Raw genomic sequence first — 19471 nt, 5'->3', positions numbered from 1 at the left:
CCAAATCTGGCACGCCTCACACCAGGACCGCAAGCGGCCGGCTGCCTTCGCCGTCGGGCTGGTACAGCGCCAGCAGGTCGCCGCCCGGGGCGAGCATGCCCGTGGGTGACGCAGGGACGGGGCGGGCCAGGGCGCGGCCGTAGCCGACGTCGCGTGCCTGCTCCTCCGTGAGCGTCACGACGGGGAAGCTCAACCTGGCGGCCTCCGCCATGGGCATCAGGTGCGGCGCCTCGTCGCCCAGCGTCACGGCGTCGTCGAGCGAGTAGCCGCCGATGCGGGTGCGACGCAGCGCCGTGAGGTGTCCGCCCACACCCAGGGCTTCGCCGAGATCGCGGGCGAGCGCCCGGATGTAGGTGCCGGAAGAGCACTCCACGTCGATGTCGACCTCGAGGCACTCCCCGGCGGCGCGCACATCGAGGATGTCGAGCCGCGAGACCGTCACGGGCCGCTCGGGAAGCGCCACGTCCTCCCCCGCGCGGACGCGGGCGTAGGAGCGCTTGCCGTCCACCTTGATGGCGGAGACGGAACTGGGGCGCTGCAGGATGTCGCCGCGCAGCGGTGCTGCCGCGGCCTCCACCTGTTGCGCGGTCAGGCCAGAGGCGTCGGCCACCGGGATGACGTCACCCTCAGCGTCATCGGTGTGCGAGGACTCGCCGAGCCGCACGGTGGCGAGGTAGCGCTTGTCGTGCAGCGCGAGGTGCCCCAGCATGCGCGTGGCCCGGTTGACGCCCAGGATCAGCACGCCGGTGGCCATGGGATCCAGCGTGCCGGCGTGGCCGATCTTGCGGGTGCCCAGGAGACGGCGCAACCGGCCGACCACCTGGTGCGAGGTGACCCCCGACTGCTTGTCGACGATCACCAGCCCCGAGGTGGCGGCCGGTTGTGCGTTACTCACTCTTCTTCGGCGTCTTCGCGCGGCTTACGGTAGGGATCCGCCTCGCCGGCGAACGTCTTACCGGCGGCGGCTGCCGCCGCCTCCGCGTCCTTGGCCTGCACCTGCGCGAGGAGGTCTTCGATATGACGCGCCGTCTCCGGCGTGGCGTCGAGCACGAACTCGAGCGTGGGCGTGAACTTCATACCCAACTGCTGGCCCACGGTGGAACGCAGCATGCCCTTGGCCGATTCCAGCGCCGCAGCGCTGCCCGCGTGGGCCTCGTCGTCGCCGAGCACCGTGTAGAAGGCGGTGGCCTCCCGGTTGTCACCGGTCAGCCTCACCTCGGTGATCGTGACGAAGCCCAGGCGGGGATCCTTGACACGCCGGTCGATCGTCGAGGCCAGGATGACCTTGATCTGATCTGCCAGCTTCGCGTTACGGGGTCCAACCATCAGTCGCGCTCCACTTCCACCATCTCGAACGTCTCGATGACGTCACCGATCTTGATGTCGTTGTAGTTCGAGAGCGTGATACCGCACTCGAAACCTTCGCGGACCTCCGTGGCGTCGTCCTTCTCGCGCCGCAGCGACGCCACGGACGTCTCGGACACGACCACACCTTCGCGCAGCAGACGCGCCTTGGCGTTGCGCTTGATGGTGCCGTCGGTGACCATGCAACCGGCGATGTTGCCGAACTTGGAGGAACGGAACACCTCGCGGATCTCCGCCTGGCCGCGGACCTCTTCCTTGTAGATCGGCTTGAGCATGCCCTTGAGCGCAGCCTCGATCTCGTCGATCGCGGCGTAGATCACCGAGTAGAAGCGGATGTCGACGTTCTCGCGGTCCGCCATCTGGGCCGCGTGCGGCGTGGGCCGCACGTTGAAGCCGATGATGACGGCCTTCGACGCGGCAGCCAGCGACACGTTGGTCTCGGTGATGGCACCGACACCGCGGTCGATGACGCGCAGCGAGACCTCGTCGCCCACCTCGATGCCGCTGAGGGCATCTTCGAGGGCCTCCACGGAACCGGCGCCATCGCCCTTGAGGATGAGCAGCAGTTCCTGCGTCTCGCCCTTCTCGAGCTGCTCGAACAACTGGTCGAGCGTCTTGCGGCGGCCGGACTTGGCCTGCTGGGCCGCACGCATGCGGGCCTCACGCTTGTCCGCGATCTGGCGGGCCATGCGGTCGTCGTCGACAACCAGGAAGTTGTCGCCTGCACCGGGCACCGACGTGAGGCCGAGCACCTGGACCGGCATCGAGGGCGGCGCCTCGGTGAGGTTCTCACCCTGGTCGTTGATCAGCGCGCGGACGCGGCCGTGGGCCGAGCCTGCGACGATCGAGTCGCCGATGCGCAGCGTGCCACGGTGCACCAGGACGGTGGCCACGGGGCCGCGACCCTTGTCGAGGTGCGCCTCGATCGCCACACCCTGGGCGGGCATGTCGGGGTTCGCGCGCAGGTCCAGCGCGGCGTCTGCGGTCAGCACGATGGCTTCCAACAGATCCTGCAGGCCCTGGCCGGTCGCCGCGGACACGTCGACGAACTGCGTGTCGCCGCCGTATTCCTCGGGCACCAGGCCGTACTCGGAGAGCTGGCCACGCACACGCGTGGGATCAGCGGTCTCCTTGTCGACCTTGTTGACGGCCACCACGATCGGCACGTCCGCAGCCTGGGCGTGGTTCAACGCCTCGATGGTCTGCGGCATCACGCCGTCGTCTGCGGCCACCACGAGCACCGCGATGTCCGTGGACTTCGCGCCGCGGGCACGCATGGCGGTGAACGCCTCGTGACCCGGGGTGTCGATGAACGTGATCCGGCGCTCCTGATCGTCGACCTCGGTCTCGACCTGGTAGGCACCGATGGCCTGGGTGATGCCGCCGGCCTCGCCGGCGATGACGTTGGCGTGCCGCAGCGAATCCAGCAGGCGCGTCTTACCGTGGTCGACGTGGCCCATGACGGTCACGACCGGAGGACGGGCCTCCAGGTCATCCTCGTCACCGATGTCCTCGCCGAACTCCAGGTCGAAGCTCTCGAGCAGTTCGCGGTCCTCGTCCTCGGGCGAGACGACCTCGATGTTGTAATCGAGCTCGGCGCCCAGCACCTCGAGCGTGTCGTCGGCAACCGACTGGGTCGCGGTGACCATCTCGCCCAGGTGGAACAGCACCTGTACGAGGGAGGCCGGCTCGACGCCGATCTTCTCGGCGAGATCCGTCAGCGACGCGCCACGGCGCAGCCGGACGGTCTGCCCGTCGCCCTTGCGGACGCGCACGCCGCCGATCGCGGGCGCCTCCATCTGGTCGAACTCTTGCCTGCGCTGCTTCCTGGACTTGCGACGACGGCCCGCTCCGCTGCCGCCACGGCCGAAGGCACCCTGGGTGCCACCGCGGCCACGGCCACCGCCACCGGGACGTCCGCCACCGGGGCCACCGCCCATGGGGCCACCGAAACCGGGTGCACCGCCGCCGGGACGACCGCCGCCGCCACCGGGACGACCACGGCCACCAGCGCCGGCTCCTGCACCGCCGCGGCCACGACCGGCCTTACCGAGCGCAGGGTTGGCCTGCTTGGGCATCATCGCCGGGTTGGGGCGCGGCATGCCGGGCACGCCGCCCGTGCCACCGGGGCGCGGCATCGACGGGAGACCACCGGTGCCACCGGGACGAGGAGCGCCGCCCTCGCGGCGAGGTGCGCCGTCGGGGCGGGGCCCACGACGCTGCTGCGTGCCCATGCCCTGCGAGGGGGCGAAGGGGTTGTTGCCGGGGCGCGGAGCGCGCTGGGATCCGGCGCACCGGGGGTGGCCACCGGCAGGTCGGTCTTGGTCTCCCCTGCGGGCTCGGCCTTCTTGGCCGGTGCCTTCGGGGCGGGCTTGGACTGCTTCTCCTCAGCGGGGGCGTCGGCCTTGGCGGCGAACGCTTCCCGGACGCGGCGCACGACAGGTGCTTCCAGCGTCGAGGACGGGCCACGGACGTATTCTCCGTTTTCACCCAGCCAGCTCAGCAGTTCCTTGCTGGTCTTTCCGATTTCCTTGGCGATCTCATGGACGCGAGGCTTTGCCACTACTCTCCTTCAGCGGCCCGACCTCCAAGGCACGGACCTAGTGTTACTTGGTCATCGTTGGGTACTCATCGAGTGGTCATGAGCATTCAGCCCACCTTCTGGTTGACGCCCTACTGGGCGGGGAACGATGTGGCCGCGCAACCGCGCAAGCCACCCACCATCATAACGTGTCGGGGCCGCCGCTTCCACTTGGCCGGATCGCCTCCCTGGTTGACGGAGCGAGTTCGGCCCCGGGCCCGAAGGCCCTACGCACCGCCTGGCGACGCTCAGCCACGCCCAGGCACCCTGGGTGCAGGTAGGCACCGCGGCCGGGGAGGCGCGGGTTCGTCGCGTCGACGACAACGTCGCCCTGACGCACGAGGCGGATCAGCGAGCCTTGATCGTCGACGGCGCGGCAGCCGATGCAGGTGCGTTGCGGGTTCACGGCGCTCAGCCTAGTGCCCCGCTAGCGCAGCTCGCCGTACCAGCGTTCGCCGTCGAGGTACCAGCCCACGGCCTTGGCTCGCAGGTCCTCGATCCATTCCTCATCGGTCTGCGTGATGAGGTCGGTGCGCTCGAAGGGGTCGGCGACCACATCGAAGACCTCGTCGCGCCGGTCGCCGAAGTGGTGGATGAGCTTGCGGTCACCGTCGTAGACGGCGGTGCACCTGCCCCGGACCCAGCAGCTCACCACGACCGGGTCCTGCGGCTCGCCGCTGTAGAACGACGGCTGGTACTCAACGTCGCCGGCCAGGTCGAAGCCCAGTGCTTCGACGGTGGTCGGGAACAGGGCCAGCTGGTTGGCGGGCCCGTCGATGAGTTCCGGCGCCCGCTGCGGGTCGTGGATCATCATGGGGATCCGCACGCCCTCTTCGTAGATGGTGTTGTCGTGCTGGTAGAGGCGATGCTCCCCGAAGCCCTCGCCGTGGTCTCCCGTGATCACGAAGACGGTGTCCTCGTAGAGGCCCATCTCCTTGAACAACTCGATGACATTGCCGACGAAGCGGTCCTGCACGTGGATGGCGTTGAGGTACTTGTTGACCACCTGGCGGTCCACGAAGTCGATGGGCTCATAGTCCGGCAGTTCGTAGTCGTGGTGGCCGCTGACGGTGAGGAACGTCAGCGCGAACGGTCCGTCGTTGGACTCGAGCCACCGCCTGGCCGGCTCGAGCATGATGTCGTCCTCGTAGCCGAAGTAGTTGGCCTTGCTGAAGCCCACCTTGTCCATCTCGTCGACGGGGGTGAACTTCTCGAACCCGAGGTTGGCCACGGTGTGGCGCCGGCGTTCGAAGTGTTCCGTGGCGGACTGGAAGAAAGCGCTGTCGTAGCCCTGTTCCACCAGAAGCTCCGGGAGGCAGCGTTGCGGGAGCCCATCCTCGTCGGCTTCGGTGTTGTCGCTGTCCGCGGGCGGGATCATGCCGCAGTGGATGGCGACGAGGGACTTCGAGGTGTGTGGGAGCACGGTGTAGCCGCGCTTGGGCCGGGTGCTCTGCTCGGCCAGCGCGTCGAGCACAGGGGTGACCGGCTGGCGGGTCTCGGGGAACGTGCTCATGTCGCGCTGCGATTCGAGGGTGATGATCACCACGTTGCGTTGCCGCTCACCCTCCCTCGGCACGAGCCTGGTCGAGGCGGGATCCGGGAGCGGACCGACGGAGGCGTGCTCCTCGGGGTAGGCCGACGCCTCACGGATGGGCGAGACGGCCAGTTGCACCGGCGGGGCCAGGGAGAAGGCTGCGGAGGCGGTGGGGGCGGTCCACGTGGCAGCCAACAGGAGCACCACGACGCCGGCGAGGCTGGCCCGCCGGACGGTGGTGCTCGCCCGGCGCCGGAAGGCGCCCTGCACCAGACCGCCCAGCAGCAGCGGCGCGAACGCCGCCCACAGCACCACGCCGAGCAGGAGACCGATCGTCAGTGAGTCGACCTCGGCCCCCAGGAGCCCGGAAAGAGCCTCCGCCTCTTCGAAGGCCAACGCCATCTGGGAGGGGGTCAACGGGTTGCCGGTCCGCATGACATAGGCGTGGTTGAGCACCTGGTAGATGCCGACGAGCCCGGTGAGAAGCTGTGCCAGGTAGAGCACCACCGAGCGTAAACGTGGCCGACGGACGTACAGCAGGATCACCGCCCACAGCAGGCCCCAGAACAGCCCGAAGGCGATGTCTGAGGACAGCTTGACCAGGAAGTCGCCGAACTCCGCGCGCGGGAAGAACCGGTCGATCCGGATGGCCTTCAGCCAGACCCCGAGGACGGCGAACGGGACCATGAGGACGGCGAGGCGTCCCCATGGCCGGCGTCCGATGGGTGAACGCGAGGTGAACGCGCGGAGAACAGTCATGGCCCAGCCATGGTAATCGCCGCGGGCCTCCACCCCAAAGTGGCGTTACCGCTCCGTGACCGGGGCGGTCGCGATGTAGGCCACGTCATCGGAGGCCTTGCCCGTGCCGACGAGCTGGTTGTAGCGGTCCGTCAGTTCGGCGTCATCGGCCCGCAGCACCTCCTCCGCGATGGGCCACGCCTTCTCGTGCAGGTCCTGCGCGCTGAGGTGCTCCGAGTTGCCCGTGACCATCTGCTCGACGATGTTGCGGCGTGAGCTGATCGACCGGAAGGTGGCGCCGTGCTCGGCAACGCCGGCAAGGATCAGCGGACGTTCGGCCCCTTTTCCGAGGACTTCGTCCACACCGGCCGCCACGTGGCGGAAGAAGCGCTCCAGGTCGACGGCGGCCGCGTCGGAGTCGCCACCGTGGCCATGGAAGTTCGCCGCGTCTCCCCCGCGGCTCTGCGGCGAGCTCTGCAGGTGGGTCTGATGGTCCCGGTCGGTGGGCACTTCATCAGCGGCGGTGGGGTGTCCTCGTCGAAGGCGAGCTCACCGATGGACGCGCGCGTGCCTTCGAACAGGCGCACGCTGTCGCTCGAGAGCGCACCCTACCGACGGTTCAAGCCTCGGATCAGGGCTTGCAGCCCCAAGGCTGCAACCCGCGCTGCGCGTACAGGCGGTTGGCCACGGTGATCTGCTCCTCGCGGGTGGCCTGGTGCGGGTAGGCCGCGAAATCGGTGCCGCCCACGGAGCGCCAGGTGGCGAGGTTGAACTGGAGCCCGCCGTAGTAGCCGTTGCCGGTGTTGATGTTCCAGCGGTTGGTCGACTCGCAGCGCGCGATCCTGTCCCACATCGCCGCCCGGCTCAGGTCCAGCGGCTTGCCGGAGGAGGGCCTACCGGACGAGGTGGCTGGCGCCTCCGCCTCGGGAGCCGGGTCAGGCTTCGGGGGCTCCTTCGTGCCCACTGTGGTCACCTGGTGGACCGGCTGCTTGGACACCACAGATTCGGCCAGCGCGGAGGACACGAGCACGCCGTCCTCGTAGACGTCGGTGTAGGTCTCGCGGGTCTCGCCGGGGATTCCCTTGGTGGTGACCTCGCGCCTGCCCTTGAGCAGCTTGTCCGACTCGACGGTGGTCTTCTCGAAGTCGATCGGGACCAGCTTGATGGACTCCTTGACCTCGACGTTGATGTAGACGATCTCCATGCCGTCCTCGAGGAGCGTCTCGGGGGCCGGGGAGACCTTGTCGTCAGCGTCGGGCTCGATGCCCTGCTCGGCGAGGGCCTCCGCGACGGTGCCGGCGAGCCGCACCGGGGTGGCGACGCCCGCGGCGGTGACGGTGAAATCCTTGGCGGTGAGGATGTCGACCGACAGGCCCTCACGCCCGATGGCATCCGAACGGGACGCGGAAAGCTTCGAATCCGCGGCGTCGAGCCGCAGCATCTTCAGCGCGTCGCCCACGTTCTTCGCCGTCGTCCAGATCTCGCGCTCCTCGCCGTCGATCGTGACCTCGAGCGGCCGGGCGTAGGCGATGCTGATCTCGGTTCCGTCGCTGATCTGAGTCTCCGGAGCGGGCAGCACCACGTCATGGGGGCCGGGTTCGATGCCCTCGAGGGCGAGCACCTCCGCGACGGTGTCCTCGCGCACGGCGATGGTGGAGGCAACCCCGTCCACCACCACCGTCACGTCGTTCTTGTCCAGCGCGGTGGCCACGGCCATGCCCCCGAGCAGCGCGAGCGCGCTGAGGCCTGCGGCGATCGGGGTCCAGATCTTCTTCGCCATCTGCTGAGATCAATCCTCTGACTAGTCAACTGCCGGTTGCTCCGGCCCCAACAGGCTAACTCCCGGCTGAGAGGATTCCAAACCGATTCTGAGATTCTCTCAGGCAGTCACGTCGGGTTGGATGTCGATGCGCCAGCCCGTGAGACGCGCGGCCAGGCGAGCGTTCTGGCCTTCCCGGCCGATGGCCAGCGACAACTGGTAATCCGGCACGATGGCCCGGCACGCACGCGCCTGCTCGTCGACCACTGTCACCGACAACACCTTCGCGGGCGACAGCGCCGCGGCCACGAACTCCGTGGGGTCATCGGAGTAGTCCACGATGTCGATCTTCTCCTCCCCCAGTTCGTTGGTCACCGCCCGCACGCGCTGGCCCATGGGGCCGATGAACGCACCCTTGGCGGAGACGTTGGGATCCAGGGAGCGCACCGCGATCTTCGTACGGTGGCCCGCCTCGCGTGCCACCTCTTTGATCTCGACGACGCCCTGACCGATCTCCGGCACCTCCAGCGAGAACAGCTTGCGCACCAGGTTGGGGTGCGTGCGGGAGACGATCACCTGCGGGCCGCGCAGCTCACGGCGGACCGTGACCACGTAGACGCGCAGGCGACGGCCGTGGCTGTAATCCTCGCCGGGCACCTGCTCGGCCAGCGGCATGAGCGCCTCGAACTTCTCCTGGTCGCCCTTGCTGATCAGCACACGCACAGCCTTGGAGTCCCGGTCCTGCTGCACGATGCCGACGATCACGTCGCCCTCGGTGGCCGCGAAGTGGCCGAACTTCTGGTCGTCCTCCGCCTCGCGGATGCGCTGGAAGATCACCTGCCGCGCGGTGGCTGCGGCGATGCGCCCGAAGTCTTCCGGGGTGTCGTCGAAGTAGCCGATGATCTCATCGTCATCGTTGAACTCGGGAGCCAGCACCGCGACGGTGCCGGTCTTGCGGTTGATCTCCACCTTGACCCCGCGCAGCGCGTTGGGCGTCTTGGAGTACGCGTTGAGCAGTGCGTCCTCAAGCGTCTTGAGCAGGTACTCGCGGTCGATGCCGCGTTCGCGCTCGATGAGCGTCAGTGATGCCAGATCGACGTCCATGGTCAGTTCTCCTCGTCCTGCTCGTCATCCACGGGGCGGTTCATCTCCACCTGGACGACGGCCTTGTTGATGTCTGCGAAGGCCACGACCCGCTCGGCGCCGTTGACGTCGAGGGTGAGCTCGTCGTCGGAGGCGGAGACGATCCGGCCGGTCAGTTCGCCCTCGGCGAGCCACAGCTTCACGAGCCGGGTGGCGTTGCGCCGGAAGTGCTTGGGTTCGGTCAGCGGCTTGCTGACGCCGCGGGAGCTGACCTCGAGCGTGTACGGGTGGTCCCCCACCGCCGGGCTCTCGTCGAGCGCGGCCGAAATGGCCGACGATGCTGAGGCGATGTCGTCGAGCAGCGGGCCACGGCCCTGGGGCCCGTCGCCGTCAACGGTGAGGCGGAGCACGGAACGCTTACCCATCCGCGTGATGTCAAGGCTGTCGAGTTCCAGGCCGCGCTCCGCGAGGAGGGGCTCGATGACAGCCACCAGCTTGGCTTCTTGCATGTGGGTGCTCCATTGTCCGGTTGTATGGCCTGATTGTGATCACCCAGCATACCCACGCGTGCCGCCAACTCAGGAATCCTTGGTGGCCCACTACGCTGGCCGCATGCCCCTCTCCCGTCGCTCCGCGCTGGCCCTGCTCGCCCTGGGCGTGACCGGGTGTGCCGGCAGCCCCGTGATCGTGGGCGATCCGGCCACCGCGCCGCCCCCGGAGCCGGAGCCGCCGGAGCCCACGCGCTCAACGAAAGCGGAGGCGGCGCACCGCTCCATGGCCGCACTGGCAGCGCTGATCGGCTCGCTGGTCGACTCTCCACACTGGGAGGCGCAGCCGTGGGCCATCGCGGCGCGCGCGCAGTGTGAGGACCACGTGACAAGGCTGGCGCTGCCGGAGCCGCTGGAGCCTCAGGCCCAGGAGCCCTTCCCCATGGAGATCGGGGTCGTGGCCCCACCGTCGGACGCCACCGTTGCGGTGAACCGGCTCACTGCGGCGGTGGCCCAGTGCGTCGACGCGCTGGAGGAGGCTGCCGGGGAGGCTGAGGCGGACGAGGTGCGCCTGCTCTACACCTCGATGTCGACAGCCGTGCTGGGCCTGCACGAGCAGAGCATCGCCCCCGTTGAGGGCGAAGGCGCGCCGCGCGGCCTGCAACCGACCACCGTCGAGGCCTCCCTGCCGATCCTGCTGGGGCACGTCTGGGCGCTCATCTACGGCCTGGGCGTGGGCCTGGGCAGGATTGACGCCGATGATCCCCTGCACGCGCTGGGCACCGCCCGCCTCAACGCGGCACGCACGCTGCGCAACGACCTGCGTGCGCGGCTGGGCGCAGACGCGCCCGAGCAGCCGGCCGCCTTCGATCTACCCACCCCCATGGACAACCCGGAGGCCGTGCGCGAGGCTTGGGGTCAATTGGAGGTGGCTGTGATGAACGGTTACGCACGCCTGGTGGCGGCAGACGCGGATCCGCAGTGGCGCATCGGCATGCGTAATCAGGTTGTCCCGGTCCAGGCTACCGGCACGGCCCTCACCTGGTGGCCGGGGTGGTTGGCGTGAGCGCCACCCAACGTCCTGCCGACTAGGCCTGCGGGCCGCCCGCTGCTGCCAACGCAATCACCTCGGTGACGATGTCGCCCACGGCGACCTCACGCTTCTCACCGGAGGCGCGTTCGCGCAGCTCCACCACGCCGTCGGCCAGTCCACGGCCCACCACCACGATGATGGGCATGCCCATCACCTCGGAATCGGCGAACTTCACGCCCGGGCTGGCCTTGCGGTCGTCGTAGAGCACGTCCATACCCTGTGCGTCGAGCTCCTCGGCGATGCGCTGCGCCTCACCGAAGATCTCCTCGCCCTTGCCGGTGGCGATCACGTGCACCTGGTACGGGGCCAGCGACAACGGCCAGTTGAGGCCCTTCTCGTCGCTGGTGGCCTCTGCGACTGCGGCCACTGCGCGCGAGACGCCCACGCCGTAGGAGCCCATGGTGACGGTGACGAGCTTACCGTTCTGGTCGAGGACCTTCAGGCCCAGCGCCTCGGCGTACTTGCGGCCCAGCTGGAAGATGTGGCCCATCTCGATGCCGCGGGCCAACGTGAGCGGTCCCGAGCCGTCTGGCGCCTCGTCACCTTCGCGGACATCAGCGACGTCGAGGACGCCGTCTGCGGTGAAGTCGCGGCCGACGGTGACGCCGGTGAGGTGCTGATCCCTGACGTTGGCGCCGGTGACCCAGTGGGTTCCGGTGACCACGCGCGGGTCCGTGAGGTATTCGATCTTCGTCGAGGACTCCTTGCCGAGCACACGTGCACCGTCGATCGAGACCGGGGACATGAATCCCACCACCAGGTCGGGGAACTGCTTGAAGTCCTCGTCCGTGAACGGCTCGGCGACGGCGGGCTCGAGGGCGGCCTCAAGTCGCTTGGCGTCCACCTCGCGGTCTCCCGGCAGACCGATGGCCAGCGGGCGCTTCGTGCCGTCGGGTTCGATGACCATGAACAGCACGTTCTTCAGAGTGTCGGCCCCGCTCCAGGTGCGCTCCGGCAGTTCACGGTTCAGAATCTCGAGCACCGCGGCGATGCTGCCCGCCTGCGGCGTGTCGATCACCGCCATCGTGGGGGCATCCTCGACGGGCGTCTCGGCGGGGGGCGCGACGCGCACGGCCTCCACGTTGGCCGCGTAGCCGCCCGGCGACCGGACGAACGTGTCCTCACCGTTGGCCGCGACTGCCAGGAACTCCTCAGAGCGGGACCCGCCCATGGCCCCGGCCATGGCGGAGACGATCACGAACTCGAGGCCCAGTCGCTCGAAGATGCGCTGGTACGCCTCGCGGTGCCGCTGGTAGCTGGCCTCCAGCCCTGCGTCGTCGACGTCGAAGGAGTAGGAGTCCTTCATGATGAACTCGCGTCCGCGGAGCAGGCCCGCGCGCGGGCGCGCCTCGTCGCGGTACTTCGTCTGGATCTGGTAGAGCGACAGCGGGAGGTCCTTGTACGAGTTGTACAGGTCCTTGACCATGAGGGTGAACATCTCCTCGTGGGTGGGGCCGAGCAGCATGTCGGTGCCCTTGCGGTCCACCACGCGGAACAGGTTGTCGCCGTAATCCGTCCACCGGCCGGTCGCCTCGTAGGGCTCTCGCGGCAGCAGCGCCGGGAAGCGCACCTCCTGCGCACCGATGGCGTCCATCTCCTCGCGGACGATCTGCTCGACCTTCTGCAGCACCTTCAGGCCCAGCGGCAGCCACGAGTAGATGCCTGGCGCAGCGCGCCGGATGTAGCCGGCACGGACCAGCCAGCGGTGGCTGGGGACCTCGGCGTCAGCGGGGTCGTCGCGGAGGGTGCGGACAAAGAGCTGGGAGAGCTTGGCGATCACGCGTCACACAATAGCGCCGTTGGTTGAGTCTGCGAGCTCTGCGAGCAGTGTCGAAACCGCGGAGAGCAGGTCGCCATGCCCACCCCTGGGCTGGTTGGGTTCGGATCGGCCGCACCCGGACCCAGAATCGTGCGAGTTCCGTTCTCCTCAACTTCACTGCTGGCACCACCACCGCGTCGGACCTGACCGCAGACAACGGCGAAGGTTTTCGTCGGGGCCGGGACGTAGCAGGCCGCGAGCTATCTTTTAAAGCCCGCACCCGCACACCGGGACGTCGCCAGCCGACTCCATCCACCACGCTCGCGGCCTGCTACGTCCCGGACCCGGCGGAGCTTTCCTCAATCACGGGGCCGCAGTCAGGCGCCTCAGTAGTGCACCGTGGCCAGGGCTCCGACCTCGCGGAAGCCGAGGCGCTCGTAGCTCCTGATGGCCGGAGTGTTGAAGTCGTTGACGTACAGGCTGATCACCGGGTACTGCTCCATCGCCAGGTGGAACATCCCCGCCAAGGCCGGGGTGCTGATGCCGCGGCCACGCAGGTGCGGGGCCACCCAGACGCCCTGGAGCTGGGCCTGGTCCCCCAGTTTCGGGCCCAGATCGGCCTTGAAGATCACGGTGCCCTTCGCGTCGACGATGCCGTACGCGTCGCCCTGCTTCAGCCGGTCCTTCACGAAGCGCTCGTAGCCGCCGCCGTACTTGAACGGCGAGCTGCCGATCTCGTCGGTGTACATGTGCACCGAGGCATCGAGGTAGCTCGGGTAGTCGTCCATCGTGAGCTGGCGCACCCGGCGGTCCGGCGGGACATCGGGCAGGTGGTCCAGCACCATCAGCGGCTGGCGCTTGCGGATGTTCGAGACTCCGCCCCAGGAGCCACGGTAGCGCTCCGCGAGCCCGACGAACAGGCCCAGGACGGAGATGGCGGGCCCCAGGATGGAGCTGCAGCGCCGAATGGGGCCCAGTTGGTCGACGAAGGCGGGCAGCGCCTCAGGGTCGAAGCCCGCGATGAACGCCGTCCCGCCGTCGAGCAGCAGGGAGGTCAGCTCCCCGTCGCGCTCGAAGCCGTGGATGACGCCGAGCCGCCGTCGGTCGATGCCGAAGGCGTCCACCTTCGAGGCGAGGAACAGGTTCTCCACCGGATTGGTGGCCAGGAAACGGGCGACCCGCTCCCTGTCACCCATGCCCATCGTCTTCAGCCCAGAAACCATGGGGGAAACTCTAGGGCCCAACAGTCCTGCTACGCGGCAAGGTCAGGAAACGGAAACCTCTGGTGCACCGACCTCGCCCATCTCTGCGGCGATGCGGCGCGCCTCGAACAGGAGGGTCTCGACGATCTCGTCCTCAGGCACGGTCTTGATGACCTCACCCTTGACGAAGATCTGGCCCTTACCGTTGCCGGAGGCGACGCCGAGGTCGGCCTCGCGGGCCTCACCGGGGCCGTTGACGATGCAGCCCATGACGGCCACGCGCAGCGGGGCCTCTATGCCTTCGAGCCCCTTGGTGACCTGCTCGGCGAGGGTGTAGACATCCACCTGGGCGCGGCCGCAGGAGGGGCACGAGACGATGTCGAGCTTGCGGGGGCGCAGGTTCAGCGACTCGAGGATCTTCAGGCCCACCTTGACCTCCTCGGCCGGCGGGGCGGACAGGGACACCCTGATGGTGTCGCCGATGCCCTGGCTGAGCAGCGCGCCGAACGCGACGGAGCTCTTGATGGTGCCCTGGAAGGCAGGGCCGGCCTCGGTGACGCCGAGGTGCAGCGGATAGTCGCACTTCTCCGAGAGCAACTCGTAGGCCCTCACCATCACGACGGGGTCGTTGTGCTTGACGGAGATCTTGAAGTCGTGGAAGCCCACCTCCTCGAACAGCGAGGCTTCCCAGAGGGCGGATTCGACGAGGGCCTCGGGGGTGGGTGCACCGTACTTCTCAAGGAGGCGCTTGTCGAGGGAGCCGGCGTTGACGCCGATGCGCAGGCTGACGCCCGCGTCGGCCGCGGCCTTGGCGATCTCGGCGACCTTGTCGTCGAACTGCTTGATGTTGCCCGGGTTCACGCGCACCGCGGCGCAGCCCGCGTCGATGGCCGCGAACACGTAGCGCGGCTGGAAGTGGATGTCCGCGATCACAGGGATCTGCGACTTCATCGCGATGATCGGCAGCGCGTCGGCGTCGTCCTGGCTGGGCACCGCGACGCGTACGATGTCGCAGCCGGTGGCGGTGAGCTCGGCGATCTGCTGCAGCGTGGCGTTGATGTCGGTGGTCTTCGTCGTGGTCATCGACTGGACGCTGATGGGTGCGTCGCCGCCCACCTCGACCTTGCCCACCCTGATCTTGCGGGTGGGGCGACGGGGGGCAAGGACCGGCGGAGGCGCTGCGGGCATACCGAGGTTCAAGGACATGTGCGACAGCCTACTCTGATCGTCAGAAAAGTCGGATCGGAGAGATGACGTCTGCCGCGATCAGCACGAGCCCACCCAGTAGCAGGAAGCCGCCCACCAGGTACGTCAATGGCAGGCCCTTCGCCGTGTCGACGGGACCGGGGTCGGGCCGGCCGGTGAGCCGTGCGAACTGGCGTCGCAGCCACTCGTAGATCGCGCCAGCCACGTGGCCGCCGTCGAGCGGCAGCAGCGGCACCAGGTTCAGCAGGGCGACGAACAGGTTCACCGCGCCCAGCAGCGACAGGTATGAGGCCACCTTGTCGCCCTGCCCCAGCTGATCGGTGACGGTGATCTCGCCGGCCACCCGGGAGGCACCGATGATCGACAGCGGCGAGTTGACGTCGCGTGGCTGCCCGGTGACCAGGTCGACCGCGACGTTCCAGATCCGCACCGGGAAGCTGGCCAGGGCCACGGCGGACTGCTTGGTCATGTCCCACATCTGCGCGGCGGTGGTGATGGGCCCGGCCTTGGTGAGCTCGTTGGTGGGAGAGACGCCGTAGAAACCCGCCTCCACGAACGTGGTGGGATCCAGGCGGTCCGGCACATGGGTGAGCACGGTGTTGACCGTCGGGAGCGTCACCTCTGCGCCGTCGCGCTCGACGATGAGGGTGGCGGGCTCGTCGCGGTTGGCGCGGATGAGGTCGCCCATCTGTTCCCAGCTGGTGAGGCGGGTGCCGTTGAACGACAGGAGTTGGTCGCCCACCTCCACGCCCGCCTCGATGGCGGGGGTGGCCGGATCTGCGTCGGTGCAGGTGCGCTGCTCGCGGTCGGCGGGGATGGCGCACTGGGAGACCTGCGCGACGGTGAGCGTGGGCTGGTACGTGCCGTGGAAGACGTTGATGCCCAGGAAGATCAGGAACGCCAGCAGGACGTTCATCGCCGGCCCGCTGAGCATCACGATGATCTTCTGCCAGGTCTTCTTCTGGTAGAAGAGCGTGCCGTCGTCCTCCGGCTTGATCTCGTCCCACTCGAAGGCCCTGGCCTGGTCCGCCACGCGGGTCAGCCAGGTCTGCCTGGCGCCGTCACGCTTGGGCGGGTACATCCCCACAAGGCGCACGTAGCCGCCCAGCGGGATGGCCTTGACGCCGTACTCGGTGCCGCCCTTCTTCGTGGACCACAGCGTCTTGCCGAAGCCCACGAAGTACTGCGTGACCTTCACTCCGAAGAGCTTGGCCGGCACCAGGTGGCCGATCTCGTGCAGCGCGATCGAGACCATGATCAGCGCGAAGAACAGCACCGCGAACATCACGGTGAGCAGCACGCTCATGCGCCGGCTCCCGCGATCTCAGCGGCCCGCGACCGGCCCCAGGCATCGGCGGCCAGGACCGCATCGAGGGTGGGGTCCGCGTCGGCGGTGTGACCGGTGGCGAGGTGTTCCTCGACGCACTCCCCCACGATGCGGGTGATGTCGAGGAACCCGATCCGCCCGTCCCAGAAGGCGTCGACGCAGGCCTCGTTGGCCGCGTTGTACACGGCCGGGGCGGTGCCTGCCGCCCTGCCGGCGCGACGCGCCAGCTCAACCGCGGGGAAGGTGTCGTTGTCCAGGGGTTCGAAGGTCCAGGTGGCCGCGGTGGTCCAGTCGCAGGGCCGGGCCGCGTCCTTCAGCCGCTCGGGCCAGGTCAGCGCGATGCCGATGGGCATGCGCATGTCCGGCGGCGAGGCTTGGGCGATGGTGGAGCCGTCGTGGAATTCCACCATGGAGTGCACGATCGATTGGGGGTGCACGGTGACGGTGATGTCGTCGAAGTCGATGTCGTAGAGCAGTGCCGCTTCGATGAGTTCGAGGCCCTTGTTGACCAGCGTGGCGGAGTTGATGGTGATCACGCGCCCCATGTCCCACGTGGGGTGAGCCATGGCCTGCTGTGGTGTCACATCCGTGAGCTCATCGCGGGTCTTGCCGCGGAATGGTCCGCCGGAGGCGGTGAGGATCAGGCGGCGCACCTCGTCGGCCCGCCCGGAGCGCAGGGCCTGCGCGAATGCAGAGTGCTCTGAATCCACCGGAACGATCTGGCCGGGCTTGGCGGCCTCCGTGACGAGGCGTCCGCCGATGACGAGCGACTCCTTGTTGGCCAGCGCGAGGGTGCTGCCGACCGCAAGGGCGGCAAGCGTGGGCTCCAGCCCCGCAGCACCGGTGATGGCGTTGAGCACCACGTCCGCCCCGGAGGCAGCCAACTGCGTGGAGGCGTTGGGGCCGAAGATGAACTTGGGAAGGCGGTACTCACCCTGAGCCCAGCCACGCTCCCCGGCCACCGCGTAGAGCGCGCGCTGCAGGTCGTTGGCCGCGGATGCCTTGGCCAGGGCCACGGTCTCGGGCTCGAACTCGATGATCTGCCGCGCCAGCAGCTCGATGTTCCCACCCGAGGCTGACAGGCCGGTGACGCGGAACTGGTCTCGCCGGGAGGCGATCACGTCAAGCGTCTGGGTACCGATCGAGCCGGTGCTGCCGAGGAGAACGATGCTGCGCACCCACCGAGTATCCCACGGGCTCAAGCACGCAGGCAGCCCGCTGGGTGGTGCGCCTAGGATCGTGAGCATGCTTGAAGCCTCCGTCCCCCCGCCCGGCACGCCGGTGCCCTTCGCCATCACCAAATGGGCGGCCGCACACCAGCGCCGCGTCGACGAGTTGGTGTGGCGCAACGAGCTCGGAGGGATCACCGCCCGCCTCGTGGCGCCGGACACCAAGCCGCTGTTCGCGAAGTGGAGCCCCTTCGATCTGGAGCCCGAGGCAGAGCGGCTCAGCTGGCTCAGCAGCCGCTACCCCAGCCCCCGCATGGCAGATTACGAGGAGCTCGACGACGGGTGGCTGATCGTCACCGTCGGACTGCCCGGCCGCTCCGCCATCCACTGGGAGGGCGAGCCCGAGGTTGCAGCCCGCGCCCTCGCCAACGCGCTGGGGGAACTCCACTCCCTCGATGCCACCGACACCCTGTTCGACACCCCCGACTGGGTGGGCGACCAGAGCGACATCCACGATCTCGTCATCGTCCACGGCGACCCCTGCGTACCCAACGTCCTGATCGATGACGACGGCGGCTTCGTCGGCATGGTCGACGTCGGCGAACTGGGGGTGGCGGACCGCTGGGCGGACCTCGCCGTCGCCTCCTGGTCCCTGATCCACGACTTCGGGGAGGGCGCAGACAAGGAGTTCTGGCCCACGTACGGCGAAGCGCCGGACCCTGAGCGGATCCGGCGCTATCTCGACGCGTACGAGGCCTGATCAGACGAGGCCAAAGGCCTGCATGGCCTTGGCGACCTTCTCGAAGCCCGCGATGTTGGCGCCCACCACGTAGTCGCCGGGGGCGTCGTAGGAATCGGCCGTCTCCGCGCACGTCTCATGGATGTTCTCCATGATCGCGGTGAGGCGCTCCTCGGTGTACTCGAAGTCCCACGAATCGCGCGAGGCGTTCTGCTGCATCTCCAGCGCGGAGGTGGCCACGCCACCTGCGTTCGCTGCCTTGCCGGGTGCGTAGAGCACACCGGCATCCTGCAGCGCGTGGATCGCATCCGGTGTCGTGGGCATGTTCGCACCCTCCGCGACGACCTTGACGCCGTTCTTGATGAGGGTGGCGGCCTGGTCGAGGTTGAGCTCGTTCTGCGTGGCGCACGGAAGTGCCACGTCGACGGGCACGTCCCAGATGCTGCCGTTGGCGTTGCCCAGCTTGGCCGAGGGGCGGCGTTCAACGTAATCGGAGACGCGGCCGCGTTCTACCTCCTTGATCTGCTTGAGCAGGTCCAGGTCGATGCCGTTCTCGTCGACCACGAACCCGGTGGAATCGGAGAAACCGATGACGGTGGCGCCCAGTTGCGCAGCCTTCTCCGAGGCGTAGATCGCGACGTTGCCGGAGCCGGAGACGATCACGCGCTTGCCGTCCATCGATTCGCCGCGGGTCTTGAGCATCTCGTTGGCGAAGACGACCGTGCCGTAGCCGGTGGCCTCCGTGCGCACGAGCGAGCCACCCCACGCGATGCCCTTGCCGGTCAGCACGCCGGACTCGTAGCGATTGGTGATGCGCTTGTACTGGCCGAACATGAAGCCGATCTCGCGGCCGCCCACGCCGATGTCGCCGGCGGGCACGTCCGTGTACTCACCCAGGTGGCGGTACAGCTCGGTCATGAAGGACTGGCAGAACCGCATGACCTCGGATTCGGACTTGCCTCGCGGATCGAAATCAGAGCCGCCCTTGCCGCCGCCGATCGGCAGGCCGGTCAGGGAGTTCTTGAAGATCTGCTCGAAGCCCAGGAACTTGATCACACCCAGGTAGACGCTGGGGTGGAACCGCAGGCCTCCCTTGTAGGGGCCGAGCGCGGAGTTGAACTCGACGCGGAAGCCGCGGTTAACCTGCACCTCGCCGTTGTCGTCCTGCCACGGGACGCGGAAGATGATCTGACGCTCGGGCTCGCAGATGCGCTCGAGCATCTTGGATTCCAGGTACTCGGGATGCCGCTTGACCACAGGCTCCAGGGACTCGAAAACCTCACGCACGGCCTGGTGGAACTCGGCCTCCCCAGGGTTGCGCGCCACGACGCTCTGGAAGACAGCCTCCAGCTTCGGATCCATCGGTACTCCTTTTGCCTGTTCGGTGATTCGGCGGGTCCGATACTAGGGCCACGGGGCCGGAGTTTT

The 19471-nt window shown here is 68.3% G+C and carries 15 protein-coding genes and 2 pseudogenes; 2 read left to right on the top strand and 15 right to left on the bottom strand.

The features are described 5' to 3' along the window. Positions 1–16: 16 nt before the first annotated feature. From truB to rimP, 9 genes and pseudogenes are all read right to left on the bottom strand, one after another. A complete protein-coding gene (gene truB / locus BN1186_RS11080) occupies positions 17–895 on the bottom strand; it encodes a tRNA pseudouridine(55) synthase TruB (RefSeq protein WP_040284157.1) in 879 nt (292 codons plus the stop codon). Continuing rightward, complete coding sequence (gene rbfA / locus BN1186_RS11075) at positions 892–1326, bottom strand: 30S ribosome-binding factor RbfA (RefSeq protein WP_040284156.1); 435 nt, start codon at positions 1324–1326, stop codon at positions 892–894. Before rbfA ends, truB begins: the two co-directional genes overlap by 4 nt. Then, positions 1326–3928: pseudogene (gene infB / locus BN1186_RS15815) on the bottom strand (translation initiation factor IF-2). Before infB ends, rbfA begins: the two are co-directional and overlap by 1 nt. Positions 3929–4088: 160 nt before the next feature. Next, a complete protein-coding gene (locus tag BN1186_RS11065; protein WP_074437027.1) occupies positions 4089–4352 on the bottom strand; it encodes a YlxR family protein in 264 nt (87 codons plus the stop codon). Positions 4353–4373: 21 nt separating this feature from the next. Then, complete coding sequence (locus tag BN1186_RS11060) at positions 4374–6239, bottom strand: LTA synthase family protein (RefSeq protein WP_040284154.1); 1866 nt, start codon at positions 6237–6239, stop codon at positions 4374–4376. A gap of 45 nt (positions 6240–6284) precedes the next feature. Then, positions 6285–6743, bottom strand: a pseudogene (locus BN1186_RS11055) (baeRF3 domain-containing protein); the annotation flags it as partial. A 106-nt stretch (positions 6744–6849) separates the two neighbouring features. Continuing rightward, the gene (locus BN1186_RS11050; protein WP_040284152.1) at positions 6850–7998 is read right to left on the bottom strand and encodes a resuscitation-promoting factor; all 1149 of its coding nucleotides are present in this window, start codon (positions 7996–7998) and stop codon (positions 6850–6852) included. Between the two features lie 99 nt (positions 7999–8097). Beyond that, a complete protein-coding gene (gene nusA / locus BN1186_RS11045) occupies positions 8098–9081 on the bottom strand; it encodes a transcription termination factor NusA (protein WP_040284151.1) in 984 nt (327 codons plus the stop codon). A 2-nt stretch (positions 9082–9083) separates the two neighbouring features. Next, entirely contained in the window at positions 9084–9569 is a 486-nt protein-coding gene (gene rimP, locus BN1186_RS11040; protein WP_040284150.1) for a ribosome maturation factor RimP, read from the bottom strand. A gap of 103 nt (positions 9570–9672) precedes the next feature. Between rimP and BN1186_RS11035 the strand changes: the two genes are divergently transcribed. Then, on the top strand, positions 9673–10614 hold the full coding sequence (locus BN1186_RS11035; protein WP_139651065.1) for a hypothetical protein: 942 nt from the start codon (positions 9673–9675) through the stop codon (positions 10612–10614). Positions 10615–10636: 22 nt separating this feature from the next. On the opposite strand, the gene BN1186_RS11030 is transcribed toward BN1186_RS11035, so the two are convergent. From BN1186_RS11030 to dxr, 5 genes are all read right to left on the bottom strand, one after another. Then, positions 10637–12421, bottom strand: a complete 1785-nt coding sequence (locus BN1186_RS11030) for a proline--tRNA ligase (RefSeq protein WP_040284148.1) — start codon at positions 12419–12421, stop codon at positions 10637–10639. A 365-nt stretch (positions 12422–12786) separates the two neighbouring features. Continuing rightward, positions 12787–13623: a GNAT family N-acetyltransferase gene (locus BN1186_RS11025; protein ID WP_074437026.1), complete on the bottom strand. Its 837-nt coding sequence runs from the start codon at positions 13621–13623 to the stop codon at positions 12787–12789. Positions 13624–13665: 42 nt separating this feature from the next. Beyond that, positions 13666–14808, bottom strand: a complete 1143-nt coding sequence (gene ispG, locus BN1186_RS11020) for a flavodoxin-dependent (E)-4-hydroxy-3-methylbut-2-enyl-diphosphate synthase (RefSeq protein WP_040284146.1) — start codon at positions 14806–14808, stop codon at positions 13666–13668. Between the two features lie 22 nt (positions 14809–14830). Next, positions 14831–16114 carry a M50 family metallopeptidase gene (locus BN1186_RS11015; protein WP_040284145.1) on the bottom strand — a complete coding sequence of 428 codons (1284 nt, stop codon included), beginning with the start codon at positions 16112–16114 and terminating at the stop codon, positions 14831–14833. Further along, positions 16111–17313 (bottom strand): 1-deoxy-D-xylulose-5-phosphate reductoisomerase, encoded by a 1203-nt coding sequence (gene dxr / locus BN1186_RS11010; protein WP_040284144.1) that lies wholly within the window; start codon positions 17311–17313, stop codon positions 16111–16113. The genes BN1186_RS11015 and dxr overlap by 4 nt, the downstream gene beginning before the upstream one ends. Before the next feature lie 67 nt (positions 17314–17380). Here dxr and BN1186_RS11005 point away from each other — a divergent pair, with 67 nt between their 5' ends. Beyond that, positions 17381–18064, top strand: coding sequence for a phosphotransferase (locus BN1186_RS11005; RefSeq protein ID WP_052460080.1), 684 nt, complete (start codon positions 17381–17383; stop codon positions 18062–18064). Here the strand turns inward: BN1186_RS11005 and gdhA are convergent, their stop codons facing one another. Then, positions 18065–19405, bottom strand: coding sequence for an NADP-specific glutamate dehydrogenase (gene gdhA, locus BN1186_RS11000; protein WP_040284143.1), 1341 nt, complete (start codon positions 19403–19405; stop codon positions 18065–18067). It abuts the gene before it with no gap. Positions 19406–19471: the final 66 nt, after the last annotated feature.

The organism is Tessaracoccus massiliensis, assembly GCF_000826065.2.
Classification (GTDB): domain Bacteria; phylum Actinomycetota; class Actinomycetes; order Propionibacteriales; family Propionibacteriaceae; genus Arachnia; species Arachnia massiliensis_A.
Note: the sequence above shows the minus strand (reverse complement) of the source record. Positions and strands in the feature narration are given on the sequence as shown.

What these genes read in the sequence shown, in the direction of transcription:
- rbfA (WP_040284156.1), bottom strand. Translation starts at nt 1,326, where the DNA reads ATGGTTGGACCCCGTAACGCGAAGCTGGCAGATCAGATCAAGGTCATC.
- BN1186_RS11060 (WP_040284154.1), bottom strand. Translation starts at nt 6,239, where the DNA reads ATGACTGTTCTCCGCGCGTTCACCTCGCGTTCACCCATCGGACGCCGG.
- BN1186_RS11050 (WP_040284152.1), bottom strand. Translation starts at nt 7,998, where the DNA reads ATGGCGAAGAAGATCTGGACCCCGATCGCCGCAGGCCTCAGCGCGCTC.
- nusA (WP_040284151.1), bottom strand. Translation starts at nt 9,081, where the DNA reads ATGGACGTCGATCTGGCATCACTGACGCTCATCGAGCGCGAACGCGGC.
- rimP (WP_040284150.1), bottom strand. Translation starts at nt 9,569, where the DNA reads ATGCAAGAAGCCAAGCTGGTGGCTGTCATCGAGCCCCTCCTCGCGGAG.
- BN1186_RS11035 (WP_139651065.1), top strand. Translation starts at nt 9,673, where the DNA reads ATGCCCCTCTCCCGTCGCTCCGCGCTGGCCCTGCTCGCCCTGGGCGTG.
- BN1186_RS11025 (WP_074437026.1), bottom strand. Translation starts at nt 13,623, where the DNA reads ATGGTTTCTGGGCTGAAGACGATGGGCATGGGTGACAGGGAGCGGGTC.
- ispG (WP_040284146.1), bottom strand. Translation starts at nt 14,808, where the DNA reads ATGTCCTTGAACCTCGGTATGCCCGCAGCGCCTCCGCCGGTCCTTGCC.
- BN1186_RS11015 (WP_040284145.1), bottom strand. Translation starts at nt 16,114, where the DNA reads ATGAGCGTGCTGCTCACCGTGATGTTCGCGGTGCTGTTCTTCGCGCTG.
- BN1186_RS11005 (WP_052460080.1), top strand. Translation starts at nt 17,381, where the DNA reads ATGCTTGAAGCCTCCGTCCCCCCGCCCGGCACGCCGGTGCCCTTCGCC.
- gdhA (WP_040284143.1), bottom strand. Translation starts at nt 19,405, where the DNA reads ATGGATCCGAAGCTGGAGGCTGTCTTCCAGAGCGTCGTGGCGCGCAAC.